The organism is Paraburkholderia graminis, assembly GCF_003330785.1.
In the GTDB taxonomy this organism is placed as follows: domain Bacteria; phylum Pseudomonadota; class Gammaproteobacteria; order Burkholderiales; family Burkholderiaceae; genus Paraburkholderia; species Paraburkholderia graminis.
The window spans coordinates 1,929,028-1,953,509 of sequence record NZ_CP024935.1 but is presented as its reverse complement, the minus strand read 5'-3'; the positions used below and the strand labels follow the sequence as shown (position 1 = coordinate 1,953,509).

Annotated in this window: 21 protein-coding genes and 1 pseudogene; 9 read left to right on the top strand and 13 right to left on the bottom strand. The window is 59.8% G+C overall.

What is annotated here, in order from left to right:
- Positions 1-79: 79 nt before the first annotated feature.
- Complete coding sequence (locus tag CUJ91_RS26865; protein WP_006049846.1) at positions 80-262, top strand: hypothetical protein; 183 nt, start codon at positions 80-82, stop codon at positions 260-262.
- 93 nt (positions 263-355) lie between these two features.
- The gene (locus CUJ91_RS26860; RefSeq protein ID WP_114157580.1) at positions 356-1,342 is read left to right on the top strand and encodes a zinc-dependent alcohol dehydrogenase family protein; all 987 of its coding nucleotides are present in this window, start codon (positions 356-358) and stop codon (positions 1,340-1,342) included.
- 13 nt (positions 1,343-1,355) lie between these two features.
- Here CUJ91_RS26860 and CUJ91_RS26855 read toward each other — a convergent pair whose 3' ends face one another.
- The gene (locus tag CUJ91_RS26855; RefSeq protein ID WP_006049844.1) at positions 1,356-2,321 is read right to left on the bottom strand and encodes a LysR family transcriptional regulator; all 966 of its coding nucleotides are present in this window, start codon (positions 2,319-2,321) and stop codon (positions 1,356-1,358) included.
- 163 nt (positions 2,322-2,484) lie between these two features.
- On the opposite strand from CUJ91_RS26855, the gene CUJ91_RS26850 reads away from it, so the two are divergent.
- Positions 2,485-3,090, top strand: a complete 606-nt coding sequence (locus CUJ91_RS26850; RefSeq protein WP_006049843.1) for a peroxidase-related enzyme — start codon at positions 2,485-2,487, stop codon at positions 3,088-3,090.
- A gap of 21 nt (positions 3,091-3,111) precedes the next feature.
- Here the strand turns inward: CUJ91_RS26850 and CUJ91_RS26845 are convergent, their stop codons facing one another.
- Both CUJ91_RS26845 and bamA read right to left on the bottom strand, forming a co-directional pair.
- The gene (locus CUJ91_RS26845; protein WP_006049842.1) at positions 3,112-4,362 is read right to left on the bottom strand and encodes an MFS transporter; all 1,251 of its coding nucleotides are present in this window, start codon (positions 4,360-4,362) and stop codon (positions 3,112-3,114) included.
- A 135-nt stretch (positions 4,363-4,497) separates the two neighbouring features.
- Positions 4,498-6,732: pseudogene (bamA, locus tag CUJ91_RS26840) on the bottom strand (outer membrane protein assembly factor BamA); the annotation flags it as partial.
- A 412-nt stretch (positions 6,733-7,144) separates the two neighbouring features.
- Between bamA and CUJ91_RS26835 the strand changes: the two are divergent.
- From CUJ91_RS26835 to CUJ91_RS26825, 3 genes are all read left to right on the top strand, one after another.
- Positions 7,145-7,357 carry a hypothetical protein gene (locus CUJ91_RS26835; RefSeq protein WP_114157578.1) on the top strand — a complete coding sequence of 71 codons (213 nt, stop codon included), beginning with the start codon at positions 7,145-7,147 and terminating at the stop codon, positions 7,355-7,357.
- The gene (locus CUJ91_RS26830) at positions 7,350-7,739 is read left to right on the top strand and encodes a hypothetical protein (protein ID WP_114158075.1); all 390 of its coding nucleotides are present in this window, start codon (positions 7,350-7,352) and stop codon (positions 7,737-7,739) included. The genes CUJ91_RS26835 and CUJ91_RS26830 overlap by 8 nt, the downstream gene beginning before the upstream one ends.
- A gap of 143 nt (positions 7,740-7,882) precedes the next feature.
- Positions 7,883-10,168: an LPS-assembly protein LptD gene (locus tag CUJ91_RS26825; protein ID WP_114157577.1), complete on the top strand. Its 2,286-nt coding sequence runs from the start codon at positions 7,883-7,885 to the stop codon at positions 10,166-10,168.
- Between the two features lie 3 nt (positions 10,169-10,171).
- Here CUJ91_RS26825 and CUJ91_RS26820 read toward each other — a convergent pair whose 3' ends face one another.
- Positions 10,172-11,101: a LysR substrate-binding domain-containing protein gene (locus CUJ91_RS26820; RefSeq protein WP_114157576.1), complete on the bottom strand. Its 930-nt coding sequence runs from the start codon at positions 11,099-11,101 to the stop codon at positions 10,172-10,174.
- Between the two features lie 253 nt (positions 11,102-11,354).
- Here CUJ91_RS26820 and CUJ91_RS26815 point away from each other — a divergent pair, with 253 nt between their 5' ends.
- Positions 11,355-12,083: a DUF899 family protein gene (locus tag CUJ91_RS26815; protein WP_114157575.1), complete on the top strand. Its 729-nt coding sequence runs from the start codon at positions 11,355-11,357 to the stop codon at positions 12,081-12,083.
- Positions 12,084-12,104: 21 nt separating this feature from the next.
- On the opposite strand, the gene CUJ91_RS26810 is transcribed toward CUJ91_RS26815, so the two are convergent.
- Positions 12,105-14,078, bottom strand: coding sequence for a putative bifunctional diguanylate cyclase/phosphodiesterase (locus tag CUJ91_RS26810; RefSeq protein ID WP_114157574.1), 1,974 nt, complete (start codon positions 14,076-14,078; stop codon positions 12,105-12,107).
- 177 nt (positions 14,079-14,255) lie between these two features.
- Positions 14,256-14,639, bottom strand: coding sequence for a hypothetical protein (locus tag CUJ91_RS26805; protein WP_114157573.1), 384 nt, complete (start codon positions 14,637-14,639; stop codon positions 14,256-14,258).
- Positions 14,640-14,989: 350 nt separating this feature from the next.
- On the opposite strand from CUJ91_RS26805, the gene CUJ91_RS26800 reads away from it, so the two are divergent.
- The gene (locus CUJ91_RS26800) at positions 14,990-15,268 is read left to right on the top strand and encodes an HU family DNA-binding protein (protein WP_006049832.1); all 279 of its coding nucleotides are present in this window, start codon (positions 14,990-14,992) and stop codon (positions 15,266-15,268) included.
- A gap of 179 nt (positions 15,269-15,447) precedes the next feature.
- Here CUJ91_RS26800 and CUJ91_RS26795 read toward each other — a convergent pair whose 3' ends face one another.
- The 7 genes from CUJ91_RS26795 to CUJ91_RS26765 all read right to left on the bottom strand — a co-directional run bounded on the left by CUJ91_RS26795 (position 15,448) and on the right by CUJ91_RS26765 (position 23,320).
- Complete coding sequence (locus CUJ91_RS26795; protein WP_114157572.1) at positions 15,448-16,566, bottom strand: 3-deoxy-7-phosphoheptulonate synthase; 1,119 nt, start codon at positions 16,564-16,566, stop codon at positions 15,448-15,450.
- Between the two features lie 197 nt (positions 16,567-16,763).
- Positions 16,764-17,567, bottom strand: coding sequence for a DUF72 domain-containing protein (locus CUJ91_RS26790; protein ID WP_114157571.1), 804 nt, complete (start codon positions 17,565-17,567; stop codon positions 16,764-16,766).
- A 143-nt stretch (positions 17,568-17,710) separates the two neighbouring features.
- Positions 17,711-19,057: a hypothetical protein gene (locus tag CUJ91_RS26785; protein WP_244231034.1), complete on the bottom strand. Its 1,347-nt coding sequence runs from the start codon at positions 19,055-19,057 to the stop codon at positions 17,711-17,713.
- A gap of 273 nt (positions 19,058-19,330) precedes the next feature.
- On the bottom strand, positions 19,331-20,023 hold the full coding sequence (locus tag CUJ91_RS26780) for a phosphatase PAP2 family protein (RefSeq protein ID WP_006049828.1): 693 nt from the start codon (positions 20,021-20,023) through the stop codon (positions 19,331-19,333).
- A gap of 299 nt (positions 20,024-20,322) precedes the next feature.
- Positions 20,323-20,622: a DMT family transporter gene (locus tag CUJ91_RS26775; protein ID WP_232292279.1), complete on the bottom strand. Its 300-nt coding sequence runs from the start codon at positions 20,620-20,622 to the stop codon at positions 20,323-20,325.
- Positions 20,623-20,697: 75 nt separating this feature from the next.
- Positions 20,698-22,119 (bottom strand): UbiA family prenyltransferase, encoded by a 1,422-nt coding sequence (locus CUJ91_RS26770; protein ID WP_114158074.1) that lies wholly within the window; start codon positions 22,117-22,119, stop codon positions 20,698-20,700.
- Positions 22,120-22,468: 349 nt separating this feature from the next.
- On the bottom strand, positions 22,469-23,320 hold the full coding sequence (locus tag CUJ91_RS26765; protein ID WP_216649169.1) for an NAD-dependent epimerase/dehydratase family protein: 852 nt from the start codon (positions 23,318-23,320) through the stop codon (positions 22,469-22,471).
- Between the two features lie 155 nt (positions 23,321-23,475).
- Between CUJ91_RS26765 and CUJ91_RS26760 the strand changes: the two genes are divergently transcribed.
- Positions 23,476-24,468 (top strand): LacI family DNA-binding transcriptional regulator, encoded by a 993-nt coding sequence (locus CUJ91_RS26760; protein WP_006049824.1) that lies wholly within the window; start codon positions 23,476-23,478, stop codon positions 24,466-24,468.
- Positions 24,469-24,482 lie beyond the last annotated feature (14 nt).

Here is a 24,482-nt window from a genome sequence, read left to right as displayed (position 1 = left end):
ACGATTTGTCGAAGCGATCGCGCGTCGCCGACGGCGAGAAGCGCGATGCCCGACGCTCACGACCCGTGAGGAGAGGATGATGGAACGAGTTCTAGGCAAGGCAATGGTCGCGGTATTGATCGCGGCGCTGGCAGGCGGCACATTCGGGTGCAAACGCTCCGGCTCAAACGATACGGCGGGAACGGCCGGCATGAGCGGGCCGGCTGCCACGAGCAATAGCGTCGCGCCGCCGATGGGAGGCGCATCCGCGGCGAGCCAGTAAGCTTGCAAAGCCGGCGCTTGGTTCGCGTCATCGCGCGGCAAACGGCGAGCACATCGAGCGGCTCCGCGCCATCGCCACGCACGAAGGAATGACATGCGCGCAATGGTGTTCGACGGAAGCGCTGCGGTGCTGCATGAGCGCGACATGTCCGATCCGCAACCGGCGGCTGGCCAGTTGCTGATCGACATTCACGCGTGCGGCGTGTGCCGAACGGATTTGCATGTCGTCGACGGAGAACTCGCGCATCCGAAGCGGCCCATCATTCCCGGACATGAGATCGTGGGAACGGTGGCGGCATTGGGCAACGACGTCGCCGGGTTCCAGGTGGGCGATCGCGTTGGCGTGCCGTGGATCGGCCACACCTGTGGCCACTGCCGCTATTGCACGAGCGGCCGCGAAAATCTGTGCGACGCGCCGGGCTTTACGGGTTATACGATCGACGGCGGTTACGCGGAGCGCACGGTCGCCGATGCCCGCTATTGCCTGCATCTACCCGAGCGCTATTCCGATCTCGAAGCAGCACCGCTGCTATGCGCCGGCCTGATCGGCTATCGCACACTGAGCATGGCAGGCGATGCGCGCGCAATCGGCATCTACGGGTTCGGCGCGGCCGCGCATATCGTCGCGCAGGTGGCGCTGCACCAGGGCCGCACGGTGTTCGCGCTGACGCGTCCGGGCAATACCGCCGCGCAGCAGTTCGCGTTGCGGCTCGGGGTGCACTGGGCCGGCGGCAGCGACGAGACGCCGCCCGAACGACTCGACGCGGCGCTCATCTTCGCGTCGGCCGGGCCGCTCGTGCCCGCTGCATTGAGGGCCGTGACGAAGGGCGGCGTTGTCGTGTGCGGCGGCATTCATATGAGCGACATTCCGTCGTTCCCATACGATCTGTTGTGGGGCGAACGGCGCGTGTGTTCGGTTGCCAACCTCACGCGCGCCGACGGTCATGCCTTCATGCAACTCGCGGCGCGAATGCCGTTGCAAATCGAAACCACGCCTTATGCGCTCGCGGATGCAAACCGGGCACTCAACGATCTGCGCGACGGCAGACTAAGCGGCGCGGCGGTGTTGCGCATGCGCTGATTGCGCGAACGCGTTATCGACCCGGCGACGCGCGTCGATGCTTGCCGCGCGCGGGATCTTTTGCACCCAGCATTTCCTTATCGCGAGCCAACGCCGCGCGCAGACGCGGCACGATGAAATCGATAAAACTACGCGTTTTCAGCGGCAATTTCCCTTGTCCCGCATGCATGACGCTCACCGGTATCGGCTCGGGTTCGAACTCGCGCAGCACCAGTTTCAGTTTTCCTTCACTGACCGCGCTTGCTGCCTGATACGACAGCACGTTTGTCAGACCGACGCCGGCGATGGCCGCATCGATCGCCGCTTCAACCGTATTGACCGACAGCCGTGCACGAATCGGCACGGTCTGCTGCGGGGCCTGGTGTCCGCCAAACTCCCACACGTAACTCGAAGGCAACGCGTCCGAAACGATGCATGAGAAGCGCGCCAGATCGGCAGGCGTTTGCGGCTCGCCGGCTTGCGCAAGGTACTGCGGACTTGCGCACACGACGCGGCCCACGGTGCCCACCTGCGTCGCGACCATGCTGCTATCGGGCAGCTTGCCGATGCGCAGCGCGACGTCGATATGCTCGTCCAGCAGATGCAGGTTGCGATCCGCGAGCACGAGCCGCACGGTTATCTCCGCAAACGCCGCGAGAAAGTCGCTGACGACGGGCAGCATATGCAACCGTCCGAAGACGACAGGCGCTGTCACCACGAGTTCTCCGCGCGGCGCGCTGTACTCGCCCGCAGCGGCACTCTCGGCCTCGCTCACCTGCTCGAGAATCTGCTTGCAGGCCGCGAGATAGGCGACGCCCGCGTCGGTGAGCGTGAGCTTGCGTGTCGATCGAACGAGAAGACGCGCGTTGAGATGCGCCTCCAGCTCCGCGACTTTGCGGCTTACCGTGGGCAGCGGCATGCGCAGCTTGCGGCTGGCAGCGGAGAAGCTGCCGCTTTCCGCCGCGGCCACCAGAATCGACATTGCTTCAAGACGGTCCATGAACGCGCATGCTCATCGAGTTGAATCGATGCAAAATACCGGATTGCCGCGAGTTCTGGAAGAGCGGCAATACGATTGTGCCGAGCATAAGTGCACCGTGCCCGGCAAATGGACGCGAGCGCTACAATCGTCATTACATATAGCGCGATAAAGGAGACACAGCATGACAACGCTTCAGCCGATCAGCCGCTACCCCGTGCCCGATCCCGGCGAATGGCCCGACGACATCCGTGCGCGCATTCTCGAAGTGCAGCAGAAAGCCGGTTTCGTGCCGAATGTATTTCTGACGCTCGCGCATCGGCCGGATGAGTTTCGCGCGTTCTTTGCGTACCACGACGCGTTAATGCTGAAGGAAGGCGGCCTCACCAAAGGCGAGCGCGAAATGATCGTGGTGGCCACGAGCGCGGTGAACAATTGCCTGTATTGCGTGGTCGCGCATGGCGCGATCGTGCGCATCTACGAAAAGGCGCCCTTGCTCGCGGACCAGCTTGCCGTCAATCATCGCAAGGCGGACATTACCGCGCGGCAAAACGCCATGCTCGACTTTGCATTGAAGGTGTGCCGCGAATCGGGCAGCGTCGATGAAGCCGACTTCGAGCTTCTGCGCGAACACGGCTTCTCCGACGAAGACATCTGGGACATTGCTGCGATCACGGCATTTTTCGGCTTGTCGAATCGCATGGCCAATGTCATTTCGATGCGTCCCAACGACGAGTTCTATTTGATGGGCCGCGTGCCGAAAGCCGCATCGAATACTGCTTCAAAATAGGCTTATTCTGCGCTATGCCGTTTATGCGCTCGCCGGTTCGGAACGGAGGGCGGGCGTGGGCAGTGCGGTATCGTCAATGGGAAAGTGCAGCAACGCGGCGATAAGTCCGCTCGCCACCGTCGCTTGCCACAGCAGCGAATACGAGCCCGTCAGATCGAATACGACGCCGCCTAGCCACGCGCCGAGAAACGAACCGATCTGATGGCTCAGAAAGCACACGCCGAACAGGCTGCCAAGATGCCGCGTGCCGAATACTTTCGCGACGAGTCCGCTCGTCAGCGGAACCGTACCGAGCCATGTGAGGCCCATTACCGCTGCGAATAGCACCACGCTGACGGCACTTTTCGGCAGCAGGAAGAATGCGCCGATCGTCGCGCTGCGAATCAGATAGAGCCAGCCAAGCACGTGATGCTGCCGGAAGCGGCCACCAAGCCAGCCACAACCCCAACTGCCGACCATATTGAACAGACCGATCAGCGCGAGTGCGGTTGCGCCGAGTCCGATCGGCATATGGCACAGCGACAGATAGCCAGGCAAGTGTGTGGCGATAAATGCGAGCTGGAATCCGCAGGTAAAGAAGCCGAGCGTGAGCAGCCGGTAGCCGCGATGTCGCGCGGCTTGTGCGAGCGTATCGCGTAACGGCGCAGCGGGAGGTTCATGCCGCGGTGCTCCTATAGGCGCGCGACGGTCCAATACGATGCCGAGCGGGGCGACCATCAGCATCACGAAAGCGAGCACGAAGAGCGACGTCGCGATGCCGGCATGAAGCCGGATACCTTGCACCAGCGGCACCATCAATACTTGCCCGACAGAGCCGCCTGCGCTGACAAGACCCATCGCCATGCTGCGTTTTTCTGGCGACGCAACGCGGCCGACCGCCGGCAGCACCACGCCGAACGTGGTGCAACTCACGCCAATGCCGACCAGCAGACCCATGCCGACGATCAGCAACGGGCCGCTCGGCGTAGCGGCCGCGAGTCCCAGGCCCGCTGCAAAAGTCGTCGCGCCGAATGCGACCACCGGCGCGGAACCATAGCGATCTGCGGCCGCGCCCGCGAACGGTTGCGCGAAGCCCCACACGAGATTGTGCAGTGCGATCGCGAATGCGATCAGCGTGACGGGCAAGCCTCGATCGAACGAAAAAGGCCCGATGAAGAGCCCGAACGTTTGCCGGATGCCCATTGCCGCGCTGAGAACAAGCGCGGCGGCGAGAATGACGAGCGTCGTGTGATTGAACGCGGGCGTGAAGCGTTTGCTACTGGTGGTCGACATGTTCTGATCTCCTTTGACACAATGGTCGCAGCGAGTATCAGAAGCGGCAAAAGAAAAATTTTTGATGACAGATGAATGCCGCTCACCTGTGCAATGCAGCTTGCGCTTGCAAGCTTGCAATAAGCGTCGACGGAATCAGAACGACGTGCCGATCTGAAACTGGAACTTCTGGTACTTGTCGGTCGCGTGTTTGACGACCGGAAAGCCGAGCGACAATTTCAGCGGGCCAATTGGCGAAATCCATTCGAGTCCCGCGCCATAGCTGTAGCGCAAGCCGTTTGCGCCGGTACTATTGCCTTCGCTGCCCCACACGTTGCCGGCGTCGACGAAGGTGAAAACGCGCAGTGTTCTGTCCCATCCGGTGCCGGGCAGCGGGAACGTCATTTCGACGTTGGCCACGACCATTCGCGAGCCGCCAATCGGGTCGCCCGTAGTCTTGTCGGTCGGCCCGAGCGAACCCGATTCGTAGCCGCGCACCGAGCCAATGCCGCCTGCGTAGTAGTTCTTGAAGATCGGATACGCCTTGCCGGCAAAGCCATTACCATAGCCGCCCTGAAGATTGAGGCCGAGAATGAAGCCGCGCGAGAACGAGTAGTAGTACTGCGCCTGAAGGTCGGTCTTGTAGTACTCGGTGCCGCCCGCCGGTGTGCCGATTTCGCTGTTGGCCTGCACGAAGTAACCGCGGCTCGGCACCAGTGCGCTGTCGCGATTGTCGCGCGCCCAGCCTGCTGTAATGGGCACGTTGTTGACCACATTGCCGAACTCGGCCACATAGTCTTTATAGCTTTGCGGCGTCGATGAATCCGTGCTCAGCCGGTTCTGCTCGAGTCCGAGGCCGAAATAGACGGTATCCGCCTCGGAGAACGGAATGCCGAACTTCAGATCCGCGCCCACGGTGATGATGCGAAAACTCGTATCGGTGTAGTAATAGAGCGGATAGGTGGTGCGGTAGTAGACGTCGGTAATACGCTTGATGCCGTCCACGGTGAAGTACGGGTCCGTTTGTGTAAGCGAAAGCGTGCGGTACGTCTTCGCCGTATTCACGTTCACGGCGAGGCTCGTGCCGGAACCGAACACATTGTCCTGCGAAATGCCGGCTGAGAGTACCACCTTGTCAGTGGACGAAAAGCCCGCACCCAGCGTGATCGCGCCGGTCGGCTTCTCGTTGACTTTGACATCCACGTCGACCTGATCCGGCGATCCCTCCACCGGCACGGTGGTCACGTCGACATCGGTGAAATAGCCGAGACGATTCACACGGTCTTTCGACAACATCAGGCGGTTCGAGTCGAACCACGAACTTTCGAGCTGACGCATTTCGCGGCGCACTACTTCGTCGCGGGTGCGGGTGTTGCCGGTCACGTTGATATGGCGCACATAGACGCGGCGGCTCGGGTCCACTTGCAGCGTCAGGTCGACCGTACGGTGTTGCTGATCGATCTTCGGCAACGCATTCACGGTGGCGAACGCGTAGCCGTATTCGCCGAGCTTGTCGACCACGGCCTTCGTCGCGGCCTGCAGCTTTTCCGCGGAAAAGCGCTCGCCGGCCTTGATATTCACGAGTTTCGTCAATTCACTCTCGCGGTCGAGCAGGTTGCCCGCCAGCTTGATAGAAGAAATGGTGTACGGCTCGCCTTCGTGAAGCGTGACCGTCAGGTACATATCCTTCTTGTCCGGCGAAAGCGATACCTGCGTCGATTCGATGTTGAACTCCAGATAGCCGCGATTCAGGTAGTACGAGCGCACATGTTCCAGGTCGCCGGTGAGCTTGTCTTTCGCATACAGATCGTTTTTCGTGTACCACGAGAACCAGTTCGGCGTGGACAACTGCATTTCGTCGCGCAACGTGTCCGTGCTGAATACACTATTGCCGATGAAATTGATCTGCCTGATCTTTGCACTCGGACCCTCGGCCACGGAGAAGAGAATCGCCACACGGTTACGGTCGATCGGCGTGATCGTCGTCGTCACTTCCGCGGCGTAATAGCCGCGCGTCAGGTACTGGCGTTTCAATTCCTGCTCCGCCTTGTCGACGAGCGCCTTGTCGTAAGAGCGGCCTTGCGACAAACCGACGGCGCGCAGCGCCTTCGTCAGGTTTTCCTTGTCGAACTCGTGAATGCCCGCGAAGTCGATTGTGCCGACGGCGGGGCGTTCCTGAACGTGCACGGTGACGACATTGCCTTCGGTCGAAATCCGCACGTCGTTGAAAAAGCCGGTGGCATAGAGCGCGCGAATCGATTCGGAAGCCTTATCGTCCGTAAAGGGCTCTCCCTGCTTGATCGGCAGATAGGCGAAGAGGGTGCCCACTTCGATGCGTTGCAGACCTTCTATCTTGATGTCCTGCACGACGAACGGTTCGGCGGAATGCGCGGGGCTGCTTGCCAGCGTGATGCCGGCGAATGAAAGCGCGCCTGCCAGCCGGCTCGTTAAAGCTTGAAAGTTCATCTTGAGTTATCGATCCTGATGCAGCGCGCGCGAGCGCAGATGAGAACGCTCGAAGGCAAACGGCGCATTCGAAACGACGGTATTGGGCTCTGGAAAGCGCGAAGTATAGGGACGTGTGCGGCGGCTATCGTTACCGGAAACTTTCCGCGCCTTATGGTCGTGCGGTGTCCAATCTATCGACGAGGCGGTGCGCGGGGGCTGTCAGCGTTGTGCGCGGAAATAATGCGTTACAGAGGCGAAGAAAGCGTAGGGCGCGTGTAACCCAACGGCGCAAGGGCGCTGCTATTGTGAAATCGGCGATTGCGCTACCGGCGTAACGCGATTTGGAGGGCGGGTCATGATGGAGTTCTTTTCACCGGCGGTTCTTGCAGCGATCTTGCGCGTCAGTTCGACGCCGATCTTTTCGTTGCGCCTTGCTACAGCGTCGCTGCTCGTGCGCCGCGACGTGCCGCGCTCTGCGGTCGATGCGATCGATGCGGTCGCTATGGTCGATCCGGTCGATGCGCGTGAGCGCGGCAACCCCGCGCGAGAGGATGCGATTCGTGGCTGACATTTCGACTTTCATGCTGGATTCGATCACCGGCATGCAATTGACGGCGGACGGCCAGTACCTGCTGATTCACGGCAATCAGCCCACGGCCGCGCTGCATCGTTCGGTACTCAACGATCTTCTGGTGGCGCTGCCCAATGCCATAGAGCATGCGGACCGCGTGGCTCACGACGGTCAGGAGAGGGGTTTCGCACTGCATTGTCAGGGTTGGGAGGTTGGCCGGCTGGAAGGCATGGGCATGGTGGTGATCCGCTTTCGCCTATCGGCGAATGCGGGCCTGTCGTTTTCGTTGCCCGCCGAGCAGATTCCTCATCTGCTACATGCGCTCGGCGGCGTGGTGGCTGCAAACGAGGCTCGTGCGAGCGAAGTGACGCTGCAATAGCCGCATTCCATTCGTGAATACGCTGCCGGCGTCGGCGTGCTTTCTTTTCGCATTGCTGCGTCCTTCATTCTTTCCTTTCGTTACCTCTTTTGAAACTACGCAGTGTATTTCAGCGCATTCGCTTAAGGCGGCTCGTTTCTCTGATGCTGTGTACTGCGGGCTATGCACCGCTTGCCGGTCACGCGCAATTGAGCGGCGCGGCTGCGCAAGCCGAATCTGTCGACGGTGTATGGGGTCTGCGGCTCGCGCCGCAGTTGACGGAGCAGCCGATGCGCGCGGGAGATCAGCCATTCGTATCGGCGATTGCCGATTCCGTCACGGCCACAGCCGACACGGACGTGTCGCTCAAGGGACACGCGCAGTTGCGGCGCGGCGTGTCCATCGTGAAGGGCGACGCATTGCATTACGACGTGGATACCGATAAAGCCGATGCCTATGGCAACGTACAGCTCGTTCAGAATGGCAATGTGTTCGACGGGCCAGACGCGCATATTTACCTGGCAGCGAATGAAGGCTATATCAGCGTGCCCAAATACCGGTTCCATCTCACGGGAGGTTGGGGCAGTGCGCGGCGCGTCGATCTTCTGGATAAGGAGCGCTCGGTCGTGCATCACGGCACGTACAGCGCGTGTCAATGCGAGTCGGACCCGGCCTGGTACGTGAAGGCATCGGAGTTCGACATGGATACCGGCATAGACGAGGGCATCGCGCATAACGGCGTGCTGTTCTTTCAGGGCGTGCCGCTGCTTGCGAGTCCGTGGCTCTCGTTTCCACTGTCGGGCGCGCGGCGCAGCGGCCTGTTGCCGCCGACTTTCTCGATGAGTTCCACTAATGGCATCGACGTCGCGCTGCCGTATTACTTCAACCTTGCACCGAACTACGATCTCACGCTGACGCCACGCATCATGACGCGCAGAGGCGCGATGCTGACAGCCGATTACCGTTATTTGCGGCCCAACGATTCCGGTTCGATTTCAGTTGCCTGGCTGCCGCACGATGCAATAACCAACACAGAGCGCTATTCGATTGCGTTGAAAGAGAACTGGGATTTCGGCTCGGGATTCGGCGCATACGTCAATTACAACCGCGTCTCCGACTCCACGGTCGTGACCGATCTCGCGTCGGGCATTGCATTTCCGTCCGGCTCGACCACGCTGTATCAGCAGGAAGCGGGGCTGACCTATTCGAATGGACCGTGGACCGTATTGGCGCGCGAGCAGCGCTGGCAGTCATTTTCCAGCGACTCGACTTACAACCGCGAGCCGCAAGTCAATGTCCGCTACGCGCGCTACAACGTGGGCGGTTTTGATTTTGGCGCCGAGGCAGATGCGACGCGCTTCACCATCTCGTCGTCGGATATGACGCAAGGCAATCGCTTCGTTTTCAATCCGTATGTGAGCTATCCGATCGAGCGTCCGGGCTGGTTCATTACACCGAAGCTGGCGTGGCATTTCGCTGCGTACGATCTGACGTCGATCGGCTCCGACGTGCCCGCGGGCGAGCCCAAATCATTCAGCGTAAACGTGCCGACGTTCAGCCTCGATTCCGGCATGCGTTTCGAGCGAAGCGTGCGGCTGTTCGGGCAATCGTACATACAGACGCTCGAACCGCGCCTCTTCTATGTGTACACGCCTTATCGCAATCAGTCGTATGTGCCGCTATTCGACACGGCCGCCGCGGATTTCGGACTCGCCGAATTGTTCATGGAGAACAGCTTTGTCGGTAATGACAGGGTGTCCGATGCGAATCGCGCGACGGCGGCATTGACCACGCGCTTCATCGACCCCTCAAGCGGAGACGAGCGCGCGCGCTTTGTTCTCGCGCAGCAATATGACTTTCGCACGCCGCGCGTGACGTTGCAGTCCACCGACAATATCAGCACGGTGGCGCGGACCGGCATTATTCTCGGCGCCTCATACAAGGTGGGGTCCAATCTCAGCGCGGAGCAGGCTGTCGAGTACAGTCAGGCCAATCATTACCTCACGCATGCGGAGGCCGGATTTGGCTGGGCGCCTGGCGCGCACGAGGTGTTGAATATGGCGTACCGCTACACGCGAGCCAATAGTACGCTCGACTATCAGCCGGTCAATCAGTTCATTGTCTCCGGGCAATGGCCGCTTGCGCGCAATGTCGTCAGCGTTGCGCGTGTCAATTACGACATGAGTGCGCATCGGCTGATTGCCGGTTTGCTTGGGATTCAATACGACGCTAACTGCTGGTCCCTCGGTGTCGCATTCGAAAAGTACACCAATGCGACGAGTTCGGCCACATCGCCGAGTACTGGAACCCGCATGCTGATGCAGCTTCAGTTGAAGGGCTTTTCGCAGGTCGATAACGGTTTGCTCAATCAGTTTCGCGCCAATGTGCCCGGCTATACGCCCGCGTCGACGGTGGAAGAACCGGTGTCGCGCTTCAGCGATTATCAATAGCGTCTATCGCGGCGTGTGGATATCGGCGCTGGCGTCGTCGCACGAAAACTGCTCGGCCTCCGCGAGTATCCATTGCCTGAAGCCGAGTAGTTCCGGCCTACGTTCGCCATTCTCCGCACTGACGAGCCAATACGCGCCCGCCGAGTCAATCGTGTCGAAAGCCGCTTCGACGAGCGCGCCGCTCTCGAGGTCGCAATCCACCAACGGCTTGCGGCCAAGTGCAACGCCGAGTCCCATGCTCGCGGCTTCGAATGCGAGCTGGATGGTATCGACACGCAAGCCGTCGTCGGGATCTATCTTCTCTGCGCCGGTCGCTTCGAGCCACGTCTGCCAGTCTTCGCTCGCGGCGTTCACGTGAATCAACGTGGCTTTCTCTAATGACGGCGCGCCATGCTCGTCGCGCAGCGACTCGAGATAAGCGGGGCTGCAAACGGGGACGAGTTGTTCTCCAAAGAGCCGCGTCCACGCGGCGCCCGCAACCGGTGCGCGGCTCAAGCGGATTGCGAAATCGAATCCATCCACGGGAAAGCCGACCTGACGATGCGATGTGTCGACCGTCACGTTGGCATTCGGCCAACGCGCCTTGAAATGCTGCAAGCGCGGCAATAGCCAGCGCGATGCAAACGTCGGCGCGCAACTCAACGCAATCGGCCGATTCGCGCGATGATTCGGCAGACGCTGCGTGCCGATCGCAATCAGCGAAAACGCCTCTGAAACATATGACAGATAGTCGGCGCCGGTCGCGGTCAGTGATATGCCGCGCGACTCGCGCACGAACAGTTCGACGCCGAGCGTTTCTTCGAGACCGACAATGCCGTGACTGACGGCACTCGGCGTCACATTCAATTCCGCGGCGGCGAGCTTGAAACTTTGATGCCTGCCCGCCGCTTCGAAAAAACGGAGCGCGGGCAAAGGCGGCAGACGTAGCGGCATGTTGCATCCCCATATGACGGCGCAACGCCCGCGAGGCCGCGTGCGTGCCGTTTCGCGACAGCATACCGCGACGTGGCGATTGTTTTGCAGCGGTTTTCATTGCAGTGCGGAAAGACGTTCTTGCGCACTGTGCGATAAATTGTTTGCACGCGTTGTCGATACTCGGTGGATTCGACCGTCGTCTGCATATGGGCGGCGCGCCTTTAGCCCTTTAGCCGCTCACTTGTCCTTTCTCATCGACAGGAGATGCCAGATGACTGAACTGAACCAGGCTTCATCGACGCTCAAGCCGGCCCGCGAACTGGCCGACTCGCCGCGCCGTTTTCCCGGCGAAAGCGCCGAATATCGGCGTGCACGCAATGACTTGCTCGCTGAAGAAATCGAACTGCGCCGCCATATCGAACGCGTCGCCGCGCAGCGCCGCGCGTTGCCGCTCGGCGGCGCGGTGCCGGAGGATTATCGTTTCGAAGGAGAGTCCGGGCCCGTCACGTTGTCCGAAATGTTCGGCACTCACGACACACTCGTCACCTATAACTGGATGTTCGGTCCACAGCGCGAGCGGCCTTGCCCAATGTGCACTTCGCTGCTGAGTGCGTATGACGGCGAAATGCCCGACATTCTGCAGCGCGTCGCATTTGCGGTGATCGCGCGTTCGCCGATAGAGAAACTCGCCGCCTTCAAGAAAGAGCGCGGCTGGCGCCATTTGCGGCTGTATTCGTCGGCGGGCAATACATTCAATCGCGACTATGCGGGAGAAGATCCGGACGGCGACGACGTGCCCGCATTCAACGTGTTCACGAGAAACAATGGGACGGTGCGTCACTTCTGGGCCGCGGAAATGGGTCCGTGGACCGCCGACCCTGGCCAGGACCCGCGAGGCGCGCCCGACGTAATGCCGATCTGGACCGTGCTCGATATGACGCCAGGCGGCAGGGGCAGCGACTGGTATCCGAAGCTGCAATACGACAATGCACCGCGTTAGCGCGGCGCGCGGCAAGGGCGATTAGCTGGCTGCGTCGTTTGCCTGACTTTGTGCGAGCGCGGATTGCAGATAGCCTGACACGGCGCCCGAACGCATGGGCGGACTGAACAGGTAGCCTTGCACCGCGCGAGCGCCCAATGCCTTGACCACTTCCGCTTGCGACGAAGTCTCGAGCCCCTCGACCACACATTCGAGCCCGAGGTTCTTGCACAGATCCAGTACCGATTTGACGATCTTCTTCGATGCGCTATTCGAATCGACGTCGGTCATAAAGCTGCGGTCGATCTTGATCGAATCGAACGGAAGACGGTGCACGTAACTGAGGCTCGAATAGCCGGTGCCGAAATCGTCGAGCGAAACGCGGCAGCCTGCCTGCTTGATCATCGTGAGCGCGGAGCGGGCCTGCTCGAAGTCGCGCGTGACCGCCGTTTCCGTGATCTCAAACGACACGCGATGCGGCGGCACGCCGCTTGCCGAAACAATGTCGATAAGACGGCGCGCGCGTGCCGACGTCGAAATATCGATCGCGGAAAGATTGAACGACAGATAGAGTTCGGCTGGCCAATGCGGAACTTCGGCGAGTGCTTTATGCAGCAGTACTTCCGTAATCCGCAGAATGATTTCGGTGCGCTCCGCGATGCGGATGAACTCTTCCGGCTTGACTGCGCCGAGCCGCGGATTGTGCCATCGGCCGAGTGCTTCGAGTCCGATTGTCCGTCTCGTCACGACGTCGGAGATCGGCTGAAACTCCAGAAAGAGTTCCGACTCGAGTTCCGCATGACGCAATTCCTGCGTGACGAGACTCGAACGCCGAATGCGCGTTTCGTGTTCCGTGGAAAAGATCACGGCTGTGCCGCGGCGGCCTTCCTTGCCGACGTAAAGCGCTGCATCCGCACGCTCGAACACTTGAGTAACGGTGTTGCCCGCGTCGGGAAATGCGGCCCAGCCGATCGTGCCCGACAGTTCCGCAATATTGCCCGCGACGCGATAGGGCTGACTGAGCGCGTCGCAAATGCGCTGGCCCAATTCGAGCAGCGCATCGTTCGATTGCCGGTCTTGAGCGAGTATTCCGAATTCGTCGCCACCGAGCCGCGCAAAGAAAATGCCGGGCTCGGCGAGCGCAAGCAGGCGCACGCCGACTTCCTGCAGCACCAGATCGCCGCTCGCGTGACCGTAGATGTCGTTGACCTGCTTGAAGCCGTCGAGATCGATAAGGCCCACATTAAAGCCGCCGCCAGTGGCGAGCGCCTGCTCGGACAGCGCGCGCAGCGAGGCGAAAAAGCTGCGGCGATTGGGCAGGTCGGTCAGGCTGTCGATGCTTGCGAGTCGAAAGTTCTCGTCGCTGAGTCGTTGAGTCTTCTCCTGACTCGCCTGCAAATCGCGCTGCGTGTGCACGACTCCCGCAAACGAGCGGTAATACAGTTCGATGATGAACGCGAGTGCGAGTCCGATAAGCGTCATGTCGATCGCCATCGCGATGAAAACCGGAGAGCCGGTGAAGACGAGGAACGTCGCAAAACTCAGGATAACGATCGATAGCAGCAGCAACGCGGCCACGCGCAAATGCATCAGGCAGAACACGCAGCCTACTACTGTCGTCGCCATATAGAAGGCGACGTGCGCCTGTTCATACGGCGTGCCGTAGGGCAGCAGCATCAGCGACCAGGTAGTGAATGCAATGCCGAAGATGCCCGCTACCCAGATGAGCCGGCGCAATTCGGGTACGGCTTTCTCGTGAGTCAGTACCAGGTTGCGGCCACGCCACCATCGCATGCAGCGTACGACACACAGCGTGCAAAGCGCGCCGGGAATGTAGATCGACATCCACGCCGGCGCGCTATGCAAATGCGTGAACGTGACGGCCATCGTATTGACGATCAGGATGAAGTAGAGAAGGGGAATCTGACGGCCGAACGCCTGGACCTGCGAACGCACAAGCTCGGGGTCTCCTTCCGCAACCGACAACGCTTCTCGCAATCTGGTTATTGCAACCATTCCTGTCCTTTAACATTTGCGCCGCATACGCAGCTTGGTATATCGGCAGGGGCCGGTCGGACCTTGAGCGCAGTCGATGCCAGCTTCAGTTCGTGAGACGGTAAGAACGACCTGCGTGTTGCGAAAGGGGCGTTTATTCGCGCGTCGTTCGAGTAACTTTGACCTTGGGATTGCGGCTCAAAGCGTGGGACAGGACAGCACGCGCAAGGGTCCAAGCGTCGTACCCGGTTCGCCGTTCGTGGCGGGAGTGCCTTGCGGCGGCGTCGAAACGAGGCGCACGGCGTTCTCACCGGCATTCGCCAGAACATACTTTTCGGCGCTGTTTTCGGGCTGCCAGTAAGCGCGAAACATGCCGTTTTCGCCGAATACGAGCAGCTTGCCATGCACCGTTTTCATTCCGCTGATGAGATCCACGGGCTCGCCGTCGCGTACCTGAAAAGCTTGCGGGGTTGCCGGATGAGTGGCGCTTGCGAGCGTCGCGCAACCGTTTTCATCGGCTGAAGCATTGCCGCCGACGAGCGCGCCGAGCAGTGCACATGTTGCAATATGGCGAAATTTCATCTTTTTCTTTCTCCCGATTGCTGGCTTGTCGGCGCGTCGCAAGGCGAATGCCTCTGCTCGCGGGCGGCACCATAACATAGTAAAAAATCGCTGGGCGATTGCGAGGGGCTGCGCTAAAGCACTGAAATTGCAACGGATTGTGATTCGACGCGTGCGCCGGTACGGCGCGAGAAACGCGTAAGCGCGCGATTCTTATGGCACTTTGCCGAAGAAAATCGTCAAATCCCCAGTGGGCGGGTGAAACAAGGCTTACACGCGGGGTTTGCGCGAATGCGCGCCTATGCGTTAGTGTGTCGGTCCCGGCGCGACAGATGTAGCGCCGTTTCCATGATTACCATACGGGAAGTGCTATGAACAAACAGGAACTGATTGATGCAGTCGCCGCAGCGACGGGCGAAAGCAAAGCGGCCACGGGCCAAACCATCGACGCTATCGTTGAAGCGGTGACCAAAGCCGTGGTCGGTGGCGATACGGTGCAACTGGTCGGTTTCGGTTCTTTCTCGACTGGCGCGCGTGCAGCACGCGTGGGCCGCAATCCGTCGACGGGCGCCGAGATCCAGATCGCCGCAGCCAAGACGGTGAAGTTCACCGCAGGCAAGGCGTTCAAGGAAGCAGTCAACGCGTCGTAATGCAACGCGCTTCACACTGGAGCGTCCGCCATGCGCCGTCATGGCGCTGCGAGCGACGCCTCGAGTGTGAAGAATCGCGCGCTGCGCAGCCCCGATAGACGAACGCGTCGGCGGATGGCGCGGCGCGTGTGCGCCGGCTTTCGTCGAGCGCGCTCGACGCAGCGAGGCTGCGTCTGCAATCAGCTCGCGCGGCGCTTGCGCGTCGCTTCGGCGAGCGTCTCCAGCACCGGCTCCGTTTGCGCCCAGCTTACGCATGCATCGGTAATGGACACGCCGTAACGCAGCGGCTCGCCGGCCTTCAGATCCTGACGGCCTTCTTCCAGATGACTTTCAAGCATGACGCCGATAATGCGGCGCTCGTGTGCGGACAGTTGTTGCGCGAGATCCTGAACCACATCGAGTTGACGCAAATGCGATTTGCCGGAGTTCGCGTGCGAGCAGTCGATCATCACCTGTTCACGCAGCCCCGCTGACTTAAGCGCTGCGCAGGTTGCCGCCACTGAAGCGCTGTCGTAGTTCGGGCCTTTCTTGCCGCCGCGCAGAATCACGTGAGCATCGTCGTTGCCGCGCGTTTCGAAGATCGCAGCCATGCCCATCTTCGTCATGCCCATGAACGCGTGGCTTGCGCGCGCGGCGACGATTGCATCAGCGGCAATCTGCACACCGCCGTCGGTGCCGTTCTTGAAACCGATTGGACAACTCAGGCCCGAAGCCAGTTGCCGATGACTCTGACTTTCCGTTGTGCGCGCACCAATTGCGCCCCAGGCGATCAGATCGGCAATGTACTGCGGGCTCAGCAGGTCGAGAAATTCCGTTGCAGTCGGCAAGCCGAGTCCGTTGATGTCGAGCAGCAATTGCCGCGCGAGACGCAGGCCCTCATTGATGCGGAAACTGCCGTCCAAACGCGGATCGTTGATATAGCCTTTCCAGCCGACGGTAGTGCGCGGCTTCTCGAAGTACACGCGCATGATGATCAGCAGGTCGTCTTTGTACGCATCCGCAGCGGCTTTTAGCTTCTGCGCGTAGTCGATTGCCTGGTCGTGGTCGTGAATCGAGCAGGGCCCGACGATCATCACGAGGCGGTCGTCGCGCCCGTGCAGAATGTCGGCGATTTCCACGCGGGTTTTTTCCACCAGCGATTGCACCGTGGGCGGCACGGGAAGTTCGTCCTGCAGCAGCGCGGGCGAAATGAGCGGACGTACCGCGCCGATGCGAACGTCGTCGATGCGGGTAGTGTCCTGGGTGGCGTCGGCCGAGCCGACTTCCTGGTCGTGCAGAGGATTGTCGATGGCGCTCAAGGTATTCTCCCGGACTTGTCGATGTGAGCTGGCCTTGCGGCCTTGAATGTGGGTGTCGTTGCGCGGTGGGTCGCGCGCAATTCGCTGCCGGGATTATGACATTCGCGCGCCACCGCGCACACCGCGCGGCTCGAGGGTGCGCGCGAAGTGAGCGATAAGTGAGCGAGAAGTGAGCAAAAGCCGCTCGAAAGCGTTGCTTAAAGCCGCTCGATCAGCGCCTTTGCAGCGGCCGGATTGCGTTCCTTGAAACCGCTGATCACGTAGAGATACACATCGCGTGCGGCTGCTTTTGCGGGCGGCGCGCCACAGGTTTCCAGATCGCCGGGCGTGGTACCCGCCGCCAGTTGGCGCGCGCGTTCGGCCCATGCGTCGAGCGCTTTCGCCGGATAACCGTTGGCCTCTTTGTCGGTCGTGCCCATGATGCGCGCGTACACGAACGGCGCGGTGATGTCGGCGATCTGCGGATATTCGCTGTCGCCGGCCAGCACCACTGCGACCTTGTATTTGCGTGCCAGCGCGATGAATTCGGGTGTCCTGAAGCTCTCGTTGCGCACTTCGATTGCATGCCTGAGCTTGATTCCTTCAATGCTCGCGGGCAGCAGCTTGAGGAAAGCCTCGAAATCTTCGCCGTCGAATTTCTTGGTCGGCGCAAACTGCCAGTTGACGGGCCCGAGCTTCTGTTTGAGCAGCAGCACGCCGCTCGCGAAAAAACGCTCGATGGTCTCGCCGGCATCCGCGAGTACTTTTCGATTCGTCGCGTAGCGCGGCGCCTTCAGCGAAAAGACGAAATCATCCGGCGTTTCCTGATACCACTTTTCATAGCTCTCCGGCTTTTGCAAGCCGTAGAACGTCCCATTGATTTCGATGGTCGACAACTGGCGGCTCGCGTATTCAAGCTCGCGCTTTTGCGTTAGATCTTCGGGATAAAACACCCCGCGCCATGGGGCATAGGTCCAGCCACCAATGCCCACCCGGATTCGCGGTTTCGTGCGCGTTGCCATATGCGGTTCCTCGTTGTTCTGGTTTGCCTCGCGGCGCCCCGGTGTCGATTCGAGCGCTGACAGCCCTACGTTGCGTCAGGCAGTAGCTTACTCGATCGTGCGTCGCGTGTAAGGAAGGGGCGGGGCATTCATCAAAACGGGGGTTATCGAGGAAGCATCCGGTAAAGCCGATGTTCCGGTAAAGTCGCCACGAGTTGCCAGCCTGCCAGTGTTTCAGACAGGCGCCGTTGCGGATCGAACACTGCCAGGTACACCTCAGTGAATCGGGTTGGCAAGTCCGGAAATGTGTTTTGCAAGTCTGCTGCCCACGCGCGCAGCATATCGTCGTTTGCGCGGAATGCCTTATCGCCGTTTTCAATGTCGTCCTGGAACTTCCTCAACGCGGCGTTTTTGGTGCGGTAAAGCACCGGCTGTTGACCCGCCTTCAAATAGAGATCCGGTACGAGAACACGGTCAAGCGTGGCGAGCGCGACGACTTTATCCAGATACGGATTCCACCGGTCGGGCGCCGTTCTTGGCGACGGGTACGTCGTATCCTGTTTGTACTGGAACAGAACAGAGCCTGATTTCAAGGACGCAAACGTAGCCCTGTATGCCTGAATGGCAGGCTTCGCCGCACGCCAGTCGGCAGTTACCGTCGCAATGCGGAACAGGAAGACGATAGTGAGCGCCACCGCGCCGGCACGTTGCAGACGCGGTCTCGAAGCCCGCACATCCACCAGTGCAGTCAGCAGGAACGCGAAGCTCAGCGCACATCGCTCGACAACGCCATAAGAAGCAAATGCGGAGAACGGCGCGAATAGGGCGACCAGCGGAAGCGCGATGACGGTTATCCGGCACTCAGGCTGACACGTCCACCACCTCAGCAGAAAGCCCACGGCTAACGTCAGGCCCAGGCTTGCCAGAATTGCAATGTCGGCGGGAGGATTACCGATTGCGAACACATCGAGCCAGCGGCTCACTTTGGCGAATAGATGAATGAAACCGAAGTCGACGGAACCGCGAAGCCCGCCGGTACTGCTGTGCGCCAGCAATACCACGGGAAGTATCAACGGAACCAGGGTTGCACTCGCATGCCTGAACATCGACCGGATGCGGAACTTGTCTTCCTGTAGCAGACAGCCAAGCTCCCATGTTCCCGTGACCAGTGCAAAGACGGCCAAAGGAAACAGATGGCAAAAATAGATGAGAAGCGCGCTGCAAGACGACACTGCGATTCTAGCGACCGTGGACCGGCGTAGCGTGACATGCAACGCTATGGCCCATAAACAAAGGCCGATTCCGAACAGAAAGTTGTCGTAGCCGCGAATCAGAATCCAGTTGTAGAGCAGCAGGAAACTGGTCAATGGGAACCATGACCAGCGGCCGTTCAGCGCACGGCTGAGGATCAGGCATCCCGAGCTGATCAACGCGAGTTCCACAACGATAAAGAGCCACGCAGCCCATTCCACCGGCATGAGCTTCGCGATCCACGGGACCGTCAGGTCCATCGCAAGATCGGGTAAAGGGTCCCACCGAACTACAAAGTCGCCGGCGTAGGAAACCGGATGCGCAAGAATGTCTATCCTGACGATATTATAAAAGTGCTGCCCCAACGGAGGTATCGACGAAACGAAGAGCGGCAATGAGGCCACGAGAGTGGCGATTAGCCAGACGGCCCACAGAGTCAACGGCCTGCCGCCCTGCACGGGTCCTCTTTGTGCAGTCATCAAATCCCCTTTCAGGTTGTTAAAGCGCTTTGCGTCGTGCGGGTAACGAACGAATCAAACAACCTTGAGGATCGAAGTCGCGAAAGTTCTAATCTCATCGAACTGGGTAACAAGTTCCAGGCACAACACGAATCCAAGCATCGCCGATAGTCCGGGGTAGCGCTCGATCCAACGCAATATAGGAGTTGCGTAAAGCGGTCTCACGGAATCGCGCGTCATGACATAGGTAATGACGATGCCGATCGCAGCGCCCGCCAACAGGTCCGTCGGATAGTGGAAGCCGAGGTAGGCGCGCGGAATGCAAATGAAAATCGCGACGTAGAGAAGCGCGAGAATGCCGATGCGGCGCGAGACGACGAAGAGTCCTACCGCGACCGACATCCACAGCATTGCGTGATCGCTAGGAAAGGAACTCCACGTTGACAACATGCTTTCGCTTTGCGGGACAAATGGGAAATGAAGGTTTAGCTCGGGTGAAAAGGCGGGGCGCATACGGAAGGGTAAAAAATGCGCGAGAAGCCTTCCTGCAAGAAGGGCCAACAGGCCACTCACGGCCGTTGCAATGACGACTTCACGCCTCCATTGCCGACGCTCCGCCGATTGAAACCATATCCACCACAAAGCCGGGATCAGAACCAGACCTTTGAAGGTGTACATGTTGGCAATGGCTTGCACCGCATGATTGCAGAGCGCACACGAATTGAATCCGCTAAGGAACGTCTCGATGCTCGTATCGAAGCTGTTCATTTTTCGCGTAGACAGTAAGGTTCGTACTGGGACCGGACGGCAACCCTCCGTCTTGCGGAGGGGTTCGCCCAACGAGTCGCTTTCCTACCTGCGGTACACCCAGATTATGATATTTGCCACCGTCGGAGGATCGACATCGGCTCCCGAATGCGCGCTTGCGCACGCTACGTTCCAAAAAATTTCCCGTTGTGGCCTGAAATGAAGAATGCTTTCAGATCGCCGTCACGGAACATCGGGTCACGCGCAAGCAGTCTCGCGAAGTACTGGTATGAGCAGCGAAGTTCAGGTCAGCACCACGCTCACGGCCTTGCGCTCGACGGCAGGTATAGCAACAGCACGCTTATGAGAAGGAAGCCTGCGCCTGCGACGATCCGCGGCGAAACCGCTTCGCCTGACACGACGCCAAACACAAGAATCTCGAGGATCGTGACTGCAACCATCAGCGGATAAGCCACGCTCAGCTCGACCCGCTTGAGCGCCAGCGCATAAAGGCCGAACCCGGCACCATAAGCCGCTATCGCCGCGAGTCGATAAAGTAGCGGCCGGCCACCGGTCGCGAACAACGAGGGGTCGTTATCAACCCGCGCCGCAATGCGCAAAAGAATGCTCGCCGAGGCACTGCACGTGCCGCTCAGAAACAGAAAAAAGAATTGCATCGATTGAATGGTCGAGCGTCAGCTTGCCGCTATCACCGTCGCTACGCAGAGGCAGACCACGAGCAGGCTAAGGCGGTTCTTGAAGGTGAACACGATCGGATCGTCATGCATCTCGCCGCGAAAGGCCAACATCCACACACGGCTAATCCAGAAGAGAAGTAGCCCGAATAACAACCAGAGTGCGTGCGGGTGCCGATAGAGCATCCGTACATCGGATGAATTCATGTAGAGCGCGAGCACCAGTACCGCGACGTAGCCAGAAGCCGTGCCGAATGAACGCAGAATGCCGAGGTCCTGCGTAACGTAACCGCGCCCGACTGCGCAAACTTTCGCTTCGCGCAATAGCGCGTCGAGCTCTGCGTAGCGCTTCACCATCGCGAGACTGAGAAAGATCAGAATAGAAAACATGATCAACCAGTCCGACAGGGGAATGTCCCCCGCCGCGCCGCCCGCCGCGACGCGGGCGGTGTAAAGAGCCGCGAGCACAAAGACATCGATAAGCACGAACCGTTTGAGCCTGAGCGAATAAGCAAGCGTAGTTGCGAAGTAGCCGGCCAATACGAGCTGAAATGTGGAAGGCAAAAGCAGGGCAAGACCCGCAGAGGCGACGAGGAGCGCACACCCGATAAGCATGCCAAAAGCGAGAGATAACTGTCCCGAGGCAAACGGCCGATTGCGCTTGCTTATGTGGCGCCGGTCCGCATCGAGGTCCAGCATGTCATTGAGCAGATATACCGATGAAGCACAGAAGCAGAAGGAAAAAAATGCGATGCCTTCCGCTCGAAGCGTGTCCCCTTCGGTAAAACGGTGCGATGCGAGCAGCGGTACAAAAATCAGGAGATTCTTGACCCACTGATAAACACGCATTTCCCTGACGGTCAGGCCGATGAGCGATCGCCGCTCCTCGAAGAAGAGAACCTTCTGATTCACCATCTCGGCCGCCTCGGCGATCGGGCGCGTTCCCACAACGATTGCCCGTCTGCACTGTTTCCAAACGGGTACGTCGCACAGCGCGTTGCCGCAATAGTCGAAGCCATGCGGACCGAATTCCTCGGACAAAGCGCACGCCTTCTGGACGCCGGACAGATTCAGAGCGTCGTTGCTCGCGAGAATACCCGCGAAGAAACCGAAGTATGAGGCTATCTGTTCCGCGAACTTGCGGTTCGCAGCCGTGCATAAATACAGATCCCTGCCACTGGATCGCTCTGCACGCAGGAACGCCACGAGGCGCGCGTTATAGGGAAGCAATGTCACATCGATTGCCGCCCGCTGGGCAATCTGCGCTTTCAGATGCGCTTTGCCGCGAAACAGCCACCCAATACAAAAAAACGCATACAGTGGATTTCGCTTTATCAGCACGAGGAAAGATTCGACCAGAAGGTCGGTGCTGGTCAGCGTGCCATCGAGATCGACGCAAAGGGGTACGCTCGCCTGGGACATCATCACCTCGTGTGAGTCTGGGCTGCATGCCTGATTCGTCAGGCAACGCGCATTGCATACACTTTCCTCTTCAAGAATAGTGCTCGATTTGCTCTGCACTGTGCGTCAGAACACACTTGTCGCGGCGTCGTTAAAAAAACTGTCACACTGGCTAAAGCGCAACTGTTCTTCAGGTTTCCTTAAGGTTTTGCGCATAGCATCTGAGCGATATATGCGCCTTCGGTTCAGATGCTGATGCCGGTTGCGGACAAACCTTTTCTGCGATCTCTTGCCCGTCGCTGGAAACCGCGCCATGCGGCGAACCGAATGGCGCGCTCGCTGCTATGACGAATTAGCCCGCCTCGCGAAGTTAGCGCGGCTTCTCACCTTCCATCGGCTCGCCTAACACGAACGGCCCACCTTGAAAGCGCTGCGCGGGATCGTCGCGCGAGTCGTCAGGCGCCGTTGCCGGAAAGCGCGACGCGAACGGCGCGGAACTGTCACGCGGATTGAAGCCGAGGAACGCGGCCTTGGTGTTGTCCCACCACTTGGCCGGATTGTCCGACGCGCCGTACACGACAACATGCCCCACGCGATTGGTGAACAGCGAGCAGCGCACGAGTTCGATGAAGTCGCGATAGCTCAGATAGGTGACGAGCATCCGCGGATTTTTAGGTTCTTCAAACGACGAACCAATGCGCATGCACACCGTTTCTATCCCGAAGCGATCGTAGTAGTAGCGCGACAGCGCTTCGCCGAAGCACTTGGTCACGCCATAGAGACTATCCGGACGCTGCGGCGCATCGGCGTCGATTACTTCAGTCACCGGATGAAAGCCGATCACATGATTCGAACTCGCGAACACGATCCGTTTGACACCGTGTTTGCGCGCGGCTTCATAGATGTTGTAAGTGCCGGCGATGTTCGCGCCGAGCAGATCGTCGAATGGCGCGTCGATGGAAATGCCGCCGAGGTGCACGATTGCGTCGACACCTTCGACGAGTTGCATCACCGCTGCGCGGTCGGCGAGATCGACCACACTCGTTTCTTCATGCGCCGCGGGATCGCCGAGACTCGCGATGTCGGTCACGCGCACGACCTCGGCCCATTCCGCGAGTGCGCCGCGCAACTGCCGGCCCAGGTTGCCGGCGCCGCCGGTCAGCAGCAGGCGCCGGAACGGCTTGCGATCTACTGTGGGCGATTCGCTGATGGTTTGGCTCATCGATAAAACTCCTGCCTATTGCGTGGTTAAATTGCAAAAAAGTTTTGTGCGGCCGGCGACCGGCGGCACGCCGCAGCCTGCAACCGAATCAAAACAAACGCGCGCCAGCCCATTTCTGCGACAATCCGTTAACAGGAGAACCCGTTAACTGCGCGATGAAAAAACTTCCTCCAACTATTCGCGACGTCGCGGCTGCCGCGGGCGTATCGGTCGCAACCGTGTCCAAGTTCATGAACGGCGCGCAGCGCTTCTCGCCACCCGTCGAGGCGCGCCTCAAAGCGGCGATCGAAGATCTCGGCTACCGTTCGAATCCGCTTGCGCGATCCATGATTACGGGCCGCACACGCGCCATCGGATTGACGATTCTCGACATCAGCAATCCGCACTTCACTAACGTCGTGAAGGGCGCGAACCGCATTGCACTGCGCCACGATTACACGCTGCTGCTCGTGGACACCGACGAAAACCAGGCGCGCGAAAAGCCGTTGATCGAAGCACTCGCGCAGCGCGTCGACGGCTTGATCATCAGCTCGCGCATGTCCGACAGCGAGTCGCAATGGCTGCTCGATCTCGACAAACCGCTTGTGCTGTTGCGGCACAGCGAAACCTTGCCGATCCCGAGCGTCGGCATCGACAACCGGCTCGCAACTTACATGCTCGCGCGGCACCTGCTCAATCTCGGGCATCGTCAGATCGCTTATCTCGGCTTTGGGCAGGCACGCATCAACGACGAGCGCATTCGCGGCGCGCGCGATTGTCTCGAGGAAGCGGGTCTCACGCTCGACGTGTACGACGCGCATGCGCCCACTGCGCATGCCGGCGAACATGCGTGCTCGCGCGTGATGCTTGGACCGCACAGGCCGCAAGCGGTGATCTGCTACAACGACCTTATCGCGCTCGGCTTCATGAAAGAGGCGGCGTCGCTCGGCATCAAACTGCCGCAAGAGTTGTCGGTGACCGGCGTGGATAACGTTCCGTACGGCGAATATGCGGCACCCGCGTTGACCACCGTCGATATTCAAAGCGAGAAGATGGGCGAACTCGCGATGCAAAAGCTGATCGATCAACTCGCGGGCCACGCGCAAACAGGGCATTCGATGTGCGAGCCGAGGCTCATCGTGCGTGAATCCACGGCGGCCTGCGGCTGACACATATCGCGCTT